The sequence below is a fragment of the Vibrio profundi genome (genome assembly GCF_005281835.1).
GTDB lineage: Bacteria > Pseudomonadota > Gammaproteobacteria > Enterobacterales > Vibrionaceae > Vibrio > Vibrio profundi.
Genome location: NZ_RZIS01000003.1, coordinates 57,837 through 73,582, shown reverse-complemented (window position 1 = coordinate 73,582; position 15,746 = coordinate 57,837). Strand labels below are relative to the sequence as shown.

Here is a 15,746-nt window from a genome sequence, read left to right as displayed (position 1 = left end):
ATTCAGTAGACGAGTGAGCAGCAGCTCACTGAATGACGTGCTAGCCCTCATCGGAAATTCCGGTGAGGGCTCGTTGGCTTGTGTTAATTTTCGATTAAATTTCGGCTGAAAATGCCACAGGCGATTGTCAGCAGGGTCGAAAACAGGCAATCTGAGGAATCTTAAGTATTGAGCTATCAGGATTAAAACTGTGAATATAATCAAACCATTAACATTTATTTTGGCTATGGGTGCTTCTGCATTTTCTTACGCTGACGTCACTATCAACGTTCCGAGTGAAGTTGAAGTAATGGTCGCAAATGAAGCCAAAGCCAAGCCTGCTAGCTCAGGATTTTTCTCATCAGGCAAAACGCTAACTTTACCTAACGGTGAAAACCAAATCGTGTTTCGTTACACGGTTAACTTTGACCAAAGTACCGAAAGAACCTCTGTCGCAAGTCGCGCTATCATTGCCAAATTCAATGCCGAAGACACCACGTTAGATTTCGCCTTACCAAACTATCGTAACGCACGTGAAGCAGAGAAAGACATTAACTCTATCCAATGGGCTTTCACCAATAGCGAAGGCAAAACTGTTGCGTTAGCACAAGAGCAGTTAATCAAATCTGGAATGCAAATTGGCCGTGATTACGAGCGCGAATCTGTCGACTATAACCGTGCAGGGGGTGTAGCAGCGCTCACTCAGAAAGAAGTCATGCCAGTAACACTACCAGCAATCCATGTGAAAGATGCTCAAAATAACGCAGAGGAAATGCTTCATTTCTGGTATGAAAAAGCAGACGCCGAAACAAAAGAGCGTTTCAAAGCTTTTCTTAACAACCAATAAAGCGTTTACAACTAGCATTTGCTCAACACGGCTTAGAAGACTCTCCAAGCCAACGACATCAAACGCTAGCTTCTACCAACAAAAACGGCTTGATCCAATCAAGCCGTTTTTGTATCCGATAGTTTCCTTTAATTCTTATCCGCTTCTTCTAGCGACAAACTTTCCGTTGATAGCTCAAAACAGTATTGCGCGTTTTTGCGTAAGCAGTTGAACACTTCCGTATCCAACTTATTGTCTTCAACTAACTCTTCGAGAATTGATATTGCTTGCTCTAAGCTCATCCCTTCTCGATAAGGGCGATACTGTGTTAGGGCTTGGAACACATCAACGACAGCGATGATACGACTTGGTTGATCAAGTTGCTCCGCGGTTTTGCCCATCGGGTAACCCGAACCATCTAATCTTTCGTGATGGTTCGATGCCCAATCGCAGATTTGATCCGATAAAAACAATTCTTGTAATGAAAAGCGGGTATCGGTGGCGTGCTTTTTAATACAACAATACTCTTCATCGGTTAACGCTCCAGGTTTGTGCAAAACATCGCTTGGAGTCTGCAATTTGCCAATATCGTGAACCAATCCAGCCAAATACAATTTACGTTGCGTGGTATAGGAGTAGCCCAGTTGCTTCGCCAAATATTCCGACAGCTGCCCGACTTTCAGAGAATGCTGGAATGTAAACGAGCTCTTTGCATCCACTACTTTGGCAATAAACTCACCAAACGCGATCGTTTCATCCAAAGACATATGCTGGGAAAAGAAAGGGATTGGCGCTAGCTTGCTGCTCATAATGTCGATGTAACTGATGTCCATCGAAAACCAGAAGTCATCGTTATCCACCAGCTCACACATATGTTGAACTAAATTGCTTTCAAACAAAGTTCCAGCAGATACAGTGAGGCAACTGATAATGTAAGCCTTACTTTGATTACTCAGGTTTCCAAACCTGTCGGAGGCCGTTTCACCGTATAAGTAATCCACCCTATCCGCCAACATCACGATAGCGGCAAGCTCTTTTTCTAGTGAACTTACTGGTAAATCTTTCAATTCACTCCACGGGGTGTGATGGTACAGAACCGGCTTAGAAAAAATCGATAAGGCTGGGCATTCTTTTAAGATCTGATAGCCTTTCAAGCAATGATTCTGGGTTCCTGTTGGCACCATGTCAGACATCAAGTTGACCAGCTCGTCACCTTGTGTCACTCCACAGTCATGAATAAGCCCGAGATAAAAAGCGAGCTGGGCTTGCTCTTCTTCCCAACCAACACTCAATGCACATTGATAAGCGATATACCCGACACGTTGCCCGTGATTTTTTGTTTCTACACCAATATTGTCTAGAGCTTTGGCGATGCCAAATAACGCACGTCGTAAATCGACCGTGACGTCTTCACTATAAGAAGTCATTATTAACCTAGCTTGTTATTATTCTTATATATATTTGTGTCAATTCTAATTCAAAAGTAGTATCTATAGACACATAATTATTAAGGTTTATGTAATTTCGTGAGCTTTATAACGAACTACGTAAATTTCGTGCCACAAATAAAGTGCAACATTTAAAGTACAGGCATTCATCTCACATATGTGTGTGATTCAACATCACTTTATTTAATATAAAAAGGACTTCGATGTTTAAATCCGTTATCGATTCAGAGCTGTCATTAGCCTTAGTGCAAGAAAGCTTTGCGCCTTATTATGCAGAAATTGTGCAAACTCAAACAGATTATTTAGCCCAGTGGCTCGCCTGGCCGCCCCACTGCCAAAGCGAACAGGACTTTCGGATCTTCATTCAGCGTTGCTTACATGATTACGCAGAAGGAAAAAGCATGACGTGCGCAATTTGGTATCAAGAGCGATTGGTCGGTAACTGTAGCTTTAACGTCATTAACCACGATCTTGGAAAAGTGACCATTGGTTACTGGCTGTCGAAAGAAGAGCAAGGAAAAGGGATCATGACTCGTGTGGTCAATAAGCTGATCGAGATCGCTTTCGGTGAGCTGGAAATGAAAAAAGTCGAAGCCTTCGTTGCAACCGAGAATCAGCCGAGCAGAAAACTGTGTGAACGTTTAGGATTTACTTACGAAGGCACAATTACACGAGCCGAAAACCTGAATGGCCGAATTGTTGACCATGCCATCTATGGGCTTCAAAAAGCGTAAATAACGTATGTCAGGTTCTAATTAAAGTCGCTCTAACCAAGCTGGTGATACACCATGGTTAGAGCGTTTTATCGGGCTGGCGTGATATTAACGATTCGCCAGTATGGCTTGGTTTAATTCTGTCATGAAGGTGGGGTTCTGGCTTAGAAAAGCCTTTGAAATATAAGCACCAAATTTCTTTTCTTGCTGAAGAATCACTTGGTATCGCTCATCTTGTCCAAAGCGGCTATTAAACACTTCTTCCGCTACCAAAATGGCGTCTGCTTCTTTAGTGTCTAACTTTTCAACCAATGAGGTAATGTCATACGCGGGCTTTGCGGCGGCATAACCGGACTTCTTTAGCCAATAATGAGTGTTGGTGTTCAACAAACTTTCTATTTCGTAACCTGCTTCAGGGCTTGGATTAAACGAGTCTTTATTATGTTTCAGTACAACCCACACCCAGCGATTCACCATTACAGATTCTGAAAACACCGCATATCGGTCACGTTGTTCATTCTTAGATGCCATAAAGAAACCATCGGATCGCCCTACCTTCAGCTCAGATAACGCCCTACCGTGATTCGACCCCACTTGAATTGTGTACTCTATATCCATTGAATCGAGCACTTGTTTCATTTTATCTAAACCAATGCCTCTTGGATTGCCATCGGTATCTATCGTTGTGTAGGGAGGAAAGTCAGGCAAAAAAAAGTGCATTTGATACTGGGCGAACGACTTCGCTGAGGGAAGTAAAAAAACAAGTATGAGGTAAACATAAATGAATTTTCGTTGCATCGGAAAGACCATAATTAGTTGAGTGAACACTATAAAGATAGTTTAAATTAACCGCATCAACCAAGAATAGACCTAAGCAAAATGGATATTAAGTTATTGAACCAATGTAGATTGATAGGTTGAGATTATTGATAGTTTTATATCTAACAGCTGAACTCTAGGAATCAAAAAAGCTGCGGTGACACAACACGGCAGCTTCAACATTTCCGCAAATTATGATTCGAAGAAACAGCTTCACTCTACGTACTGGATCGAGAATTCAGTTTAAAGCCGATATTGATCGGTTCTGCCAATAACATTTTGGTTTTCACGGCATTCATAACACTCTCGGCAGCTTTTTGTCCCATGGCGTCATAATCGATATCAATAGAGGTGATACTTGGGTAAGCGTGCTCGACTAACTGCGCTCCATCTAGACAAATAATGGCCATATCGCTCGGGATCTTAATCACACGGCGATGACACTCAAACAGCGCCCCCAACGCAACTTCTTCGTGACTACACACCAAGGCGTCGAGTGTTGATTCACGCAGTAACAGCTTCGCGAGCCCTTCTGCACCGAGTTCTGCGCTTGGTGCTTCATGAGTAGTTAGGAAGTGATCGGGGGTTCTATAGTTAGCTATCATGGCACTTTGCCAACCATGTAATTGCCTCTGCAATAACGAATGGTTACCTCTCGCCCCAATGAAACCGATGTTTTCGTAACCTGAATCGATCAATTGCTGAGTCGCCGCTTTACCAATATGAAAGTGGTCGACACCAATATTTAAATACTTGGATGCAAGGCTAAATTCAGCGATTTCTAACACTGGCACTTTAGACGCCGCAAACAGCTGATGAGTTTTAGTGGTGTGATCGATACCAAACACCACCACCGCCGCGGGGCGACTTTCTAAAAATTGAGTAAGCAGTTTTTCTTCTTGTTCAATCGAATAATTACAGTACCCCAACAATAATTGATAACCTGCCTTATTGAGGTGTTGCTGGAAGCTAGGCAAGAATAAAGTGCACGACTTTTCCACCAACGAGGGCAGTATCACAGCAATAGAGTGACTTTCTCCCGAAGCCAAAGCACCTGCAGCTTTGTTGGGGATGTAACCAAGCTCTTCTACAACCTGTTCAATTTTCTCTCTTAATTTATCAGACACTAAATCGGGTGTACGTAATGCCCGAGATACTGTCATGGTACCTACGCCTGCTCGCTTCGCGACATCTGAAATGGTCACTTTACCCGAACTGCGGCGCTTTCTAGGTTCACTCATTTACTTCTCAATAATCATCATGCGTTACAACAAGATGCAGTAACTTTTCAATCCTTTGCTGATATTAGCGCATAACTGGCTCAGAACATCCATATGAAATTGCGTGTATTTCAGAAATGATAGCGCTATCACACATTATGGTAGCGCTACCTGATAACGCTACCATTTGTGATCATTGTCGATTTTTTGTTTCAAATAGATCGTTACATTAGCGCCATCAACCACACATGATGGACAGAACAAATGCTCAGTGAGTTATTAACTAAAGACGTGATTCGAGTGCACAGCGAATCAGAGAATTGGCAAGATGCGATCCGTAAAGCTTGTCAGCCGCTGCTTGATAACGGTTCGATTGAACCAAGCTACGTTGAAGCGATTTTCCGCTCTCATGAAGAACTTGGACCTTATTACGTTGTGGGACCAGGCATGGCAATGCCTCATGCTCGCCCGGAAGATGGCGTAAACCGCTTATCACTTTCTTTAACCGTAATTCAAAACGGCGTGAAGTTTGACTCAGAAGGCAATGACCCAGTGAAAATGCTGGTAACACTAGCCGCAACAGACAGCGACAGCCACATTGGCGCTATTCAGAAATTAGCGGATTTGTTCATGAACGACGAACACATTGAACGAATCTGTAATGCAAAATCGGCCGACGATGTGCTTAGCATCATCAGCCAGTACTAATCACAATAACAACAATTTCAGGTGCTAAGCGCACCCTTTGATAACAAATACAAAAGGTAGAAGATATGAAAATTATGGTAGTTTGCGGTCACGGTCTTGGTACTAGCCTAATGATGGAAATGAGCATCAAAAGCATCGTTAAAGAACTAGAAGTTAATGCTGCGGTTGATCACATCGATCTTGGTTCTGCAAAAGGTACAGACTGTGAAATCTTCATCGGTACGAACGATATTACGGATCAACTAAAATCAATGGATGTTGAACCAAAGATCGTTAGCCTAGACAACATGGTAGACAAGGCAGCGATGAAAGAACGTCTTTCAGTTGCTCTTAAAGAACTTGGCGCACTATAAGGATCTATCATGGAATTCTTTAATTTTTTAATGAACGATGTCCTCTCAGAGCCGGCGGTTCTGGTTGGTCTCATCGCTCTTATCGGCTTAATTGCCCAGAAAAAACCAGCCACTGAATGTATCAAAGGCACGGTGAAAACCATTCTTGGTTTCATTATCTTAGGTGCCGGTGCTGGCCTAGTGGTTAACTCGCTGGGTGACTTCGCGACCATTTTCCAAGAAGCTTTCAACATCAAAGGTGTAGTACCAAATAACGAAGCTATCGTATCTATCGCACAAGAAGCTTTCGGTAAAGAAATGGCTATGATCATGTTCTTCGCCATGCTAGTGAACATTGTAATTGCTCGTTTAACACCTTGGAAATTCATCTTCTTAACGGGTCACCACACATTGTTCATGTCGATGATGGTTGCCGCTATTCTATCGTCAAACGGTATGACTGGCGTGCCACTTATCGCTCTTGGCTCTGTGGTTGTGGGCTCAGTGATGGTGCTATTCCCAGCAATCGCTCACAAATACATGAAACAAGTAACTGGATCTGATGACGTAGCGATTGGTCACTTCTCTACGCTTTCTTACGTCCTTGCTGGTTTCATTGGTAGCAAGTTTGGTAACAAAGAGCACTCAACAGAAGACATGAACGTACCGAAAAGCCTGCTTTTCCTACGTGATACACCAGTAGCGATTTCATTCACTATGGGTATTATCTTCATGATTACTTGCCTATTCGCTGGCGGCGACTTTGTTCGCGAAGTGAGTGGCGGTAAGCACTGGTTCATGTTCGCTATGATGCAATCTATTTCGTTTGCTGGTGGTGTGTACGTCATCTTACAAGGTGTGCGCATGGTTATCGCTGAAATCGTTCCTGCATTTAAAGGCATTTCAGACAAACTTGTCCCTAACGCGAAACCTGCACTGGATTGTCCTGTTGTATTCCCATACGCGCCAAACGCTGTATTAGTTGGTTTCCTTTCAAGCTTTACAGCAGGCTTAATCGGTATGTTCTTACTATACATCATGGGCCTAACAGTGATTATCCCTGGTGTTGTTCCACACTTCTTCGTGGGCGCGGCAGCTGGTGTATTCGGTAATGCTACAGGCGGACGTCGCGGTGCGATTCTAGGTGCATTTGCTCAGGGTCTACTGATTACTTTCCTACCTGTATTCCTGCTACCTGTACTGGGCGACTTAGGTTTTGCAAACACTACCTTTAGTGACGCTGACTTCGGTGTCGTGGGTATTCTACTAGGCTTGATTGTTCGCTAACTACATTCCCCCATAGCAACAATTAGCACCTGATAAACGAGTAAAGTAACAAACATCGGGCCTGACAATCAGGCCCCCAAAAGACAAAGCCCAACCACCACAAAATACGTGATGGTTGGGCTTTTTGTTTTATTTTTAAGTAAGCGCTTTAGCTCTTGGGTATCACTATCGTGAACTTAGCGCCGCCGTAGTCACTATCAAAAATCGAGATTCCCCACCCCAATTTTTTCGCCGCCGCTTTTGCTATTGCCAGCCCTAACCCAAAGCCACTTTGGTTTTGTACGCTACGGCTCTCATCTAAGCGAGCAAACGGCATGAGTACTTCTTCTCTTTTCTCTGCTGGAATACCAGGGCCATTATCTTCAATGATCATCAACCAGCTTTCGGCATTTTCATCCAAAGACACCCACACAGAATCGCTCGTATAGTTGTTCGCATTTTTCATGACGTTATCAATTACCAAACGCGCCATCGTACAGTCGAATTTACTTTGAACACCAATTGGGAGGTGGCTTGTAAAGGTCACGTGATTAAAGCGCGCATAACGAATTCGATCTTGGCAGTATTCAGCGATATCAACATGAATTTTCACGAGTTCGAAAAAGCTATTGTCCATCACATTCAATTTCGACAGCATCATGATTTGCGACGTTAAGTCATTAATATCATCTATATAGCTATCAATGTCTTCAAACAGATCTTGGTTATCACTAGGGGCTTCCCTTCGTAGTAGATCGGCCGCCAATTGGATTCTGCTGAGCGGTGTACGCACTTCATGAGGAATCGCTTGAGAGAAAATATGGCTCTGTTTGACTTTGCTTTCGATTTCTTCGGCCATCTCGTTAAAGCTATTCGCCAATTCAGAGATAGGTTTGGGCAAATTGGTGTTTGCACGGGTGCCCAGCTTCCCAAGCCCAAAGCGCTTCTGCGTATCCACCAAGTTTTGAATATGACGTTGCAATCGATATACGGGCAAATAAATACAAGCACCAATAGCGAAGAACACCGATAGCAGCAGCGCAATTAAAAAGTGACGCTCTGAATCTTCATACCATTCTATGTCTGGGCTAAAGAAATCCCGACTTTCATTGAATACAAAACTTTTCGACGAGTTTGGCAGTGGAAACACGGCGGTGTAAAGGTCGTTACCACGCAAATAAACGGGCACACCACTCAAGGTGTATAACAACTCGCAGTCAAGGCAAGGCAGTGTATCGTCCCAATTATCGATTAAAGCTAGGTCAAAAATATAGAAGGTTTGCCGACCGGTAGAATCCAGTTCAGCGTAAAGGGATTGCGGCTTGTTGTGCTGCTGTATGTATTGCTCGACAAAATAATTGCCATCGTTAAGAAACGTCTCTATTTCAGTCCGGCGCATGTAACCGTCACCCAATGTCAGAAATAGCCAAACCGTCGATATCAACCCAACAACGCTACCTATGTATAACCGAACAAACATCGACGGCTTAAAACGTTTAAGCAACAAGCATGTACCCCTTATTACGTATAGTACGGATGAATTGCTTATCTTTAGCGTGTTCACGAAGCTTTCGTCTTAACCCCGAGACTCGCATGTCTATTGAGCGGTCATTAAACGAATAATCAATTCCTCTGAACAACTGACAGCATTGCTCACGGGTCACGACATCGCTGACGTTTTCGGCCAACAAATTAAGGATTTCAAATTCTGCGGAAGTAAGATTGAGTGGTTTACCGTCTAGGGTCGCTACTTGAGTAACAGGATCGACAGCAATGCCTTTGATATTTGAGGTTTTGGTTTGGCTAGAAGCGGATTGAATAGCAACCGAGCGGCGTAATAAGGCTTCGATTCTTGCTAGGAGAACATGGCCGCGAATGGGCTTTGTTACATAATCATCGGCCCCAAATTTGAATAGGCTCACTTCACTCAGTTCATCGTCGGTTGCGGTGAGCACTAAAATCATTCCTGTATAAAATTCTCGTGCTTGGCGGCATATTTGCGTTCCACATAACCCGGGAAGCATCAGATCCAATAGAATTAAATCAGGATTGAAAGTACGAATAGCATCAAGAGCATGGCAACCATCATTCACAACATGAGAGGTGTAGCCTTCAGCCTCTAAATAAAGAGTGGTTAAGCGGGCGATTTCAGGATCATCTTCGACAATAAGAATTTTGGCTTTGTTCATAACTACACGCTCTTTATAGATTTTCGCGTAGTATATATAGAGAATTTATGGCTTCAACCTCAATTATTCACCAGAATTTTTACCGTACGTAAAACATGATTTTAAATACTGTATATTAAAATATACATATTTAAATTTTGATATTTACCGAAATATCAAACACCTAATTGATTAAGAACCTAGTTGATTAAAATATAGCTAGCGCTACGCGCTTTAATCGAAGCAATTACAAAGCATTTATATTCTTACAATGACTTACACCGACCCTATTTACATCTTAGATTAATGAAAAATATAAAGAAATAACGCAAATTATTTTAATTTATTAAAGAATAATTAACAAATACGCATCAAAAACAGCCAACTTGGTCGCCAAATTCCTCATTGAATCGTTTTCTCTAGCAGATCCCCCCCTTCCACTAATCACCGGAACGTGGGCACAACTTGGTCGATAGTTTTTATTCGACTACCATAAGTTTTCAATTGATATTTATATTTTTAGTGTTCGTGTCAATATTGAGATTTTATTTAAAGTAAGCGTTTTAGGGAAAAATATGTTTAAAATAATTTTAAAAATCGGCCTCATTTCCATGGTTCTAACAGGACTTGCGTTCGCAAATCAGGACAATTCACAAAATTCAATCGAACAAAGCATAAAAGAACGAGTCGCCAAAAGAATAAAATTTGAAGTAAACCAGAATAAAAGCATTATTCAAAAGATGGTATTCGATTGCGACTTCTATCAGGCGACACCTTACCTAATGTCAGCAGACGGTGGGGAATCGAGTTCAGAGAGTTTTCTATATTATTCTCACGAACAATCTCTTGGCTTAATGACGATGCCAACATCAACCGAACCTTTGCCAGAGCTCACCTTCTGCCTCAAACCAAACTTTGTCGTACGCGATAGCGAGCAAGCACAGTTGCTATTTGAAGCCATAGAAACGGTTTACCCTAGTGAATCTATGTTTGATGAACGATTCCCAAAACAATTGACGCAGGTTGAAAATGGCTGGGTATTTATTAACGGCGAGTTTTTTGACGACAAAAAGGGCTACATAGCGGAAACCACTAGCGACGGGAAAGTTATAAAGATCACTCGCTCGCTTAATTTATAAGCCTATAAGCCACAACCTATCAGAGAGCTAACGAAAAACAGGACTGCCTTCCTTCTCAAAGTACACTACGCAGCAACTTTTAAAGTCGACCTAATCCTTAACCAGAGCTAGTTTAGCTAGCTCTTACACGGCCTTACAAAGCTAATACAATGTAAAACACCCAGCTAAACAACTGTTATTTATCACTTTTAATACTTTAACCTTGCTTACATAATCACTCTCGTCAGTAGCCCTCATTCCACTCTCTATTTTCAATCTGTGGTTTCAATTATTCTCTTTGAAAATTCATCTCCCATTACTATTTAGCGAGCAGATACCACCATGAAAAAGCGTCTTTCTATTCTCATCCCTACATTGGCATTAACAGCGTGTGGCAGTGTTGCCATCATGGAAAAATCAGATGCCGTTAGCGCGCAACCAGAATTAATGATGAAGACTGACGGTGATTTCTGGGGCCTAGGACAAGAGGGGACTTTTGACCTAGCGGGTTTGTACCAAGGTAAATACAGCCGCAATTCATCTAGCTCGACATGGTTTGATACCGTATCGTTTAAAGACGGAGAGTTGGCAGCAGAGATCACTCGTAATGATAATGGCCATCAGTGGCAACTAGTCTGTTCTGGTGGTGGTACATCTGTGAATTACATGGGTGTAGACTTCGGGGGAAACCAGCCTTATCGATGCACAGTGACTCAAGACGGCCAAGAAGTCGGAGAATTCGAACTTGAGCCACAAGCAGGCATGATCAAGCTGAGCCTAGAGAAGAAAGAAACCGGATTCGTGCGTGTTGGTGATACAAACTTTAGCGTCGAAACTGTGCACTCGAGTAAAGATTTAATGATGTCGGTGGAAAACGCACTAGGTTATAGCTTCAAACAAGGTTCGCAAGAAGTAGCCGCAGCGCAAACCAACGGTATGTTAACACTGCAGATGTTGCCAGAGCTTAATGAGTCCCAAAAAGACACACTTGTCATTGGTACGATTGCAAGTGCATTGAGCTGGCGCCCTGAAGAGTGATCGCTAAGCAAAAAGGTTTCACCCTTCTAGAGCTGATCGCGAGCGTGGTTATCATGGCGTTTGTCGCGTCAATAGCCATGATGAAGTTTGCGGGCGTCCAAAGTGATGCCCGTTCTAGCAAGATCGACGGCGTAGCGGGCAACCTTCGGACAGGCATCGACATGATCTATGCTAAGTCAGCCATAAGTGGTGTAGAAGGAGATTGCGCAGCCGGGACTAAGGTGGAAGTAGAAGGTTTCTTTGTATGCCGGGGCTATCCGATTGCCTTTATTGAATCCGTCGAACGCTTAATGAACATTGATACCAACGACGAAAGTGCAAAGCTTTACGTAAGAAACAAAGCCGATGATGCGGATCATCAAAACCCTAATGAACAAGAGCACCTAATTGCGGCCATTACCTTTAATAAAGATAGCTATACCTTTAAAGAAGACGGCCCTTTTTGCCAAGTGTTATACCGCCCTCATCGTACCCCGCAAATCATTCGTTTGCAGGATGGTTGCTAAACTCAATGTCACAAAGTAAAGGCTCCAAGCTCGCGATAGGAGCCTTTGTTCTCAAATTACCCAGTCACTGTAATCTGTGTCTATGCTTTAAAGGACGGCAGACCAAATCAAACATTTGTTTACACTCTAGCAGCCCCAAATGTTAGCAAAGTCACGCCATCAAGACTTTCGTGGGAATCTACTTTCTATCCCTATCGATTCAAGGTAAATTTTGCGCCCGAAATCCCGTGTTATTTGTGATTAGATAGGTGAGAAGTTCACGTGAATGAAAGAAGAATCTACCAACTAAGTGATTGCCACCTTTCGGCGGAAGAAACTCAGCCTACCGAACGCTTAATCTATATTCTCAACCAAATAGAACAGAACCGCGTCAGTACGACTTGTTCGCGCCTTACTTTTAATGGCGAACAAGACATACTGCTGCTGACCGGTGATTTAGTATGCCAACCGACACTTGCGCTATACCAAGCATTCAAGGCCGCGGTCGAAACTCACACCTCTATTTCACATATATACGCGATTGCTGGCAATCATGACGACAGAGATCTCATGAAAACCGCCTTTCAAGGCAGTCGGATTCAAATACGCAGCCGCATTCCGTTGGATCATCGATGCCAAATTATTTGTTTGGATTCTAGCGATAAGCCTTTTTCCGAGATGGCGCTTGGCTCAGGAAGACTGGCTAAGCGCGGACTCTCCGCACTGAAATCGCAGTCTCGTAAAAAGCAAAGCATTGTTGTAATACACCATCCTTTACTGAATGTCGGCGCTCAGTGGTTTCAGGAAATTGGGATTGAAAACAACCTTAAAGTGATGGACGCAATACACCCTCAAACTATTGCAGTATTAAGCGGCCATGCTCACGCCCATTTCGACTTGACCTTAGCGAATCAAGTACCACAAACAGTATGCCCCGCCACATCTTATGGGTTTAACCATAATGTCGACGATTACCAGAGAACGGCTCAGATTGGCTTCATGTGCCATATTTTAAAAAGTGAAGAACCAAACAAAACACTTCACTCTTCCGCCTATGTCTTTGAAGCAAAGTAACTTGAGATGAACAGATTAAAGCTCACAACATAGCGCTTCGCTATCTGAGGTGTAGCTTTCAATCAATGCATTGGCGCTAAGCGGCTTGTCAAAGTAGTAACCTTGTAATAAGTCACACTGATACTGTTTAAGCGTTTGTAGTTGTTCGTTAGTTTCCACCCCTTCCGCGACGACTTTCATTTGGCAGGAAGCGCCAATTTCAATAATGGCTTTCACCAAGGTTTCACTGTGCTGACTGGTATTCAATTTACCAATGAAAGAGCGATCAATTTTGATCTCGCTGATCGGTAGTGTATTCAAATAGTTCAGTGACGAAAATCCAGTACCAAAATCGTCAAGCGAAATGCCAAAGCCGTATTCTCGCAATTGAAGTAATATCGGCTCCACGATATTAAGCTCTTTAATTAGAATATTCTCTGTAATTTCCAAGGTCACACGCTTTGCATCGAGCCCCGATTCCGCAACCAAACGGGTCACTCGATAAACGAACTCTGGCTCCAATAATTGCTTAGGAGAAACGTTCACTGACACGCCAACCGCTCCTTCACCGTTCGGCATGAGCCTTAAGGTATCTCGACACGCTTGTTTCAAGACATATTCACCTATCATGTGGATCTGCCCTGTGCGCTCCGCTGCGGGAATGAAATCGAGCGGAGACACGAAGCCAAGCTCAGGGTTTTCCCAACGACACAAGGCTTCTATACCTTTAAGCTGCTGAGTTTTTGAATCGACTTGCGGTTGATACACCACATTCAACTCTCGATTTGTAATCGCATGCTCTAGGTGCTCTTCTACAGCAAAATCGAATTGAACCTGTTTGTTGATGACATCATCATAGAAAATCGCATCACCTTTATGGCTCTCTTTCGCTTTGTACAATACGATGTCAGCTTTGGTTAGCAACTCTTCAACTTTGCACCCGTCATAGGGATACATAGCAACGCCAGCCGAACATTTCGCATTCACCGATACCGAGCCAAGGTTGAACTCTTGCTTGAAGGTGTTGCGAATTTTGATCACTTTTTCTTCCGCTTCTGCAATCTCGTTTAACCCAGACAAACAAAAAACGAACTCATCGCCACCAAAGCGCGACACGGTATCACTTGAACCTAATACCGATTCAAACCTTTGACCTATCTGCCTAAGCAGTTCGTCACCATAAGTGTGACCATATTGATCGTTAATCCGCTTAAAATCATCAAGGTCAAGGAAAACAACCGCCAACAATTTGTCTTCCAGCTTAGAGTGAGCAATGCTTTTCGCGATTCTAAGTTCCAGCTCAGAGCGATTCGGTAACGCGGTCAAGGAATCATGCTTAGCCATATGCTGTAACCTACGTTGGCTCGTCTGCAAACGGTTAAAGTCGTTGGCGATTCGCGTTTCCATTTGAATGAAGCGCGCAGACACTTTTCGACTGACTAACACGCTTAAAAAGATACACAGCAATGTAGCAATCAAACTAATCGCCAACACGACTCGGTACTCTTGTCTCGATTCCAGTAGCAGTTCGTCTTTGCGTAATTCAATGGATTCATTGACTTGATCTAAGTAGACCCCAGTTCCGATGATCCACCCCCAACGATCCAACTCTTTCATGTAGCTGCTTTTCGGGCCAAAGGTTCCCGATTTATCGTAAGTTTGGTAATCAACAAAACCACCCAGCTTTGCAACACTTAATACGTCGTGCATAAAGGCTTCACCAAACACATCGTAAGCATTCCTGCTTGTATGTTTGGTAATACGATTTGACGTCAGTAAACTTTTTCCACTCTTTTCAAAAACAAAAATATAGCCATTATCGCCAATTTTAATCTGAGACAATATGGTGAGAATTCGTTCTTGGCTTAGCTGTTCGATATCCACCACATACTCGCCCGTCCCCAAGTACCAGTTAAAAGGCTCGAATCGACGGTTATAACTGATCTTCTCAAACTCAACATCACCATGACCCGGTTTGATATACCAATACCTAGAGTAAGCACCTTGTTTCCCCTGCAAAGAATCAATGTGACTCTTTATGACTTCATCTCCATTCACGTCTTTAACATGCAAACGGTTGGTGCTTTCAATCTCAGGAATAATTGGGTGCATGACGCTATTTCCATCCATGTCATAAAGATAGATATAGCCCCGACCATCATCGTACCTGAGCTTTCGGAGCTCGCGGATGATCATTCGTTTTAGGTCGTCTTCTGGCAGGTGCTGATTAGAAGAGTAAATATTCTGAGCCATCGTATAAGCTCGATCCATTCTCAGTTTTATCTTCTTCTTTATTTCATGGTTCACCGCAAGTTGAATATGTTCCACTTGCTGAGATACCTGTAGTACTTGAGTCTCAATCAATAGCTTTTGAGAAGCTACGTAGTCGGTTTTTACTACTTCAACTAAAGCTTTTACTTTCTGGTTGATGCCAAAAAACATGGCTGCATTAATAATGATCGCCGAAACAACAATGATCGAAATAGGTAGGTACTTGATAAACCAAACCAATTTTCTATCGTTAAAATGCAGCATCTCTAATTAACCAAAACAATAATAGTACGTAGTACCAT

At 42.9% G+C, this 15,746-nt stretch carries 15 protein-coding genes; 9 read left to right on the top strand and 6 right to left on the bottom strand.

Annotated elements, in window-relative coordinates:
* Positions 1-190: 190 nt before the first annotated feature.
* Positions 191-826 (top strand): DUF2057 family protein, encoded by a 636-nt coding sequence (locus ELZ11_RS09150; RefSeq protein WP_137357101.1) that lies wholly within the window; start codon positions 191-193, stop codon positions 824-826.
* 128 nt (positions 827-954) lie between these two features.
* Here the strand turns inward: ELZ11_RS09150 and ELZ11_RS09145 are convergent, their stop codons facing one another.
* Positions 955-2,232: an HD-GYP domain-containing protein gene (locus ELZ11_RS09145; protein ID WP_137357100.1), complete on the bottom strand. Its 1,278-nt coding sequence runs from the start codon at positions 2,230-2,232 to the stop codon at positions 955-957.
* 224 nt (positions 2,233-2,456) lie between these two features.
* Between ELZ11_RS09145 and ELZ11_RS09140 the strand changes: the two genes are divergently transcribed.
* Complete coding sequence (locus ELZ11_RS09140) at positions 2,457-2,987, top strand: GNAT family N-acetyltransferase (RefSeq protein WP_137357099.1); 531 nt, start codon at positions 2,457-2,459, stop codon at positions 2,985-2,987.
* Positions 2,988-3,074: 87 nt separating this feature from the next.
* On the opposite strand, the gene ELZ11_RS09135 is transcribed toward ELZ11_RS09140, so the two are convergent.
* Together ELZ11_RS09135 and ELZ11_RS09130 are read right to left on the bottom strand one after the other, a co-directional pair.
* The gene (locus ELZ11_RS09135) at positions 3,075-3,764 is read right to left on the bottom strand and encodes a substrate-binding periplasmic protein (RefSeq protein ID WP_137357098.1); all 690 of its coding nucleotides are present in this window, start codon (positions 3,762-3,764) and stop codon (positions 3,075-3,077) included.
* Between the two features lie 239 nt (positions 3,765-4,003).
* Complete coding sequence (locus tag ELZ11_RS09130; RefSeq protein ID WP_137357097.1) at positions 4,004-5,026, bottom strand: LacI family DNA-binding transcriptional regulator; 1,023 nt, start codon at positions 5,024-5,026, stop codon at positions 4,004-4,006.
* A gap of 243 nt (positions 5,027-5,269) precedes the next feature.
* Here ELZ11_RS09130 and ELZ11_RS09125 point away from each other — a divergent pair, with 243 nt between their 5' ends.
* From ELZ11_RS09125 to ELZ11_RS09115, 3 genes are all read left to right on the top strand, one after another.
* The gene (locus ELZ11_RS09125) at positions 5,270-5,713 is read left to right on the top strand and encodes a PTS sugar transporter subunit IIA (protein WP_137357096.1); all 444 of its coding nucleotides are present in this window, start codon (positions 5,270-5,272) and stop codon (positions 5,711-5,713) included.
* A gap of 65 nt (positions 5,714-5,778) precedes the next feature.
* Complete coding sequence (locus ELZ11_RS09120; protein WP_137357095.1) at positions 5,779-6,066, top strand: PTS sugar transporter subunit IIB; 288 nt, start codon at positions 5,779-5,781, stop codon at positions 6,064-6,066.
* A gap of 9 nt (positions 6,067-6,075) precedes the next feature.
* On the top strand, positions 6,076-7,332 hold the full coding sequence (locus ELZ11_RS09115; RefSeq protein WP_137357094.1) for a PTS ascorbate transporter subunit IIC: 1,257 nt from the start codon (positions 6,076-6,078) through the stop codon (positions 7,330-7,332).
* Positions 7,333-7,480: 148 nt separating this feature from the next.
* Here the strand turns inward: ELZ11_RS09115 and ELZ11_RS09110 are convergent, their stop codons facing one another.
* Complete coding sequence (locus tag ELZ11_RS09110; protein ID WP_137357511.1) at positions 7,481-8,791, bottom strand: sensor histidine kinase; 1,311 nt, start codon at positions 8,789-8,791, stop codon at positions 7,481-7,483.
* A 16-nt stretch (positions 8,792-8,807) separates the two neighbouring features.
* Positions 8,808-9,500: a response regulator transcription factor gene (locus ELZ11_RS09105; RefSeq protein WP_137357093.1), complete on the bottom strand. Its 693-nt coding sequence runs from the start codon at positions 9,498-9,500 to the stop codon at positions 8,808-8,810.
* A 554-nt stretch (positions 9,501-10,054) separates the two neighbouring features.
* On the opposite strand from ELZ11_RS09105, the gene ELZ11_RS09100 reads away from it, so the two are divergent.
* The 4 genes from ELZ11_RS09100 to ELZ11_RS09085 all read left to right on the top strand — a co-directional run bounded on the left by ELZ11_RS09100 (position 10,055) and on the right by ELZ11_RS09085 (position 13,194).
* The gene (locus ELZ11_RS09100; protein ID WP_137357092.1) at positions 10,055-10,618 is read left to right on the top strand and encodes a hypothetical protein; all 564 of its coding nucleotides are present in this window, start codon (positions 10,055-10,057) and stop codon (positions 10,616-10,618) included.
* Between the two features lie 321 nt (positions 10,619-10,939).
* Complete coding sequence (locus tag ELZ11_RS09095; protein ID WP_137357091.1) at positions 10,940-11,635, top strand: VV20781 family protein; 696 nt, start codon at positions 10,940-10,942, stop codon at positions 11,633-11,635.
* Entirely contained in the window at positions 11,632-12,141 is a 510-nt protein-coding gene (locus ELZ11_RS09090) for a type II secretion system protein (RefSeq protein WP_167494655.1), read from the top strand. Before ELZ11_RS09095 ends, ELZ11_RS09090 begins: the two co-directional genes overlap by 4 nt.
* A 261-nt stretch (positions 12,142-12,402) precedes the next feature.
* Entirely contained in the window at positions 12,403-13,194 is a 792-nt protein-coding gene (locus tag ELZ11_RS09085; RefSeq protein WP_137357090.1) for a metallophosphoesterase family protein, read from the top strand.
* 15 nt (positions 13,195-13,209) lie between these two features.
* Here the strand turns inward: ELZ11_RS09085 and ELZ11_RS09080 are convergent, their stop codons facing one another.
* A complete protein-coding gene (locus ELZ11_RS09080; protein ID WP_137357089.1) occupies positions 13,210-15,708 on the bottom strand; it encodes a bifunctional diguanylate cyclase/phosphodiesterase in 2,499 nt (832 codons plus the stop codon).
* Between the last annotated feature and the right edge of the window lie 38 nt (positions 15,709-15,746).

Coding starts and splice junctions, on each gene's coding strand:
- ELZ11_RS09120 (WP_137357095.1), top strand. CDS start 5,779: ATGAAAATTATGGTAGTTTGCGGTCACGGTCTTGGTACTAGCCTAATG.
- ELZ11_RS09145 (WP_137357100.1), bottom strand. CDS start 2,232: ATGACTTCTTATAGTGAAGACGTCACGGTCGATTTACGACGTGCGTTA.
- ELZ11_RS09140 (WP_137357099.1), top strand. CDS start 2,457: ATGTTTAAATCCGTTATCGATTCAGAGCTGTCATTAGCCTTAGTGCAA.
- ELZ11_RS09095 (WP_137357091.1), top strand. CDS start 10,940: ATGAAAAAGCGTCTTTCTATTCTCATCCCTACATTGGCATTAACAGCG.
- ELZ11_RS09080 (WP_137357089.1), bottom strand. CDS start 15,708: ATGCTGCATTTTAACGATAGAAAATTGGTTTGGTTTATCAAGTACCTA.
- ELZ11_RS09115 (WP_137357094.1), top strand. CDS start 6,076: ATGGAATTCTTTAATTTTTTAATGAACGATGTCCTCTCAGAGCCGGCG.
- ELZ11_RS09130 (WP_137357097.1), bottom strand. CDS start 5,026: ATGAGTGAACCTAGAAAGCGCCGCAGTTCGGGTAAAGTGACCATTTCA.
- ELZ11_RS09100 (WP_137357092.1), top strand. CDS start 10,055: ATGTTTAAAATAATTTTAAAAATCGGCCTCATTTCCATGGTTCTAACA.
- ELZ11_RS09125 (WP_137357096.1), top strand. CDS start 5,270: ATGCTCAGTGAGTTATTAACTAAAGACGTGATTCGAGTGCACAGCGAA.
- ELZ11_RS09105 (WP_137357093.1), bottom strand. CDS start 9,500: ATGAACAAAGCCAAAATTCTTATTGTCGAAGATGATCCTGAAATCGCC.
- ELZ11_RS09110 (WP_137357511.1), bottom strand. CDS start 8,791: ATGTTTGTTCGGTTATACATAGGTAGCGTTGTTGGGTTGATATCGACG.
- ELZ11_RS09135 (WP_137357098.1), bottom strand. CDS start 3,764: ATGCAACGAAAATTCATTTATGTTTACCTCATACTTGTTTTTTTACTT.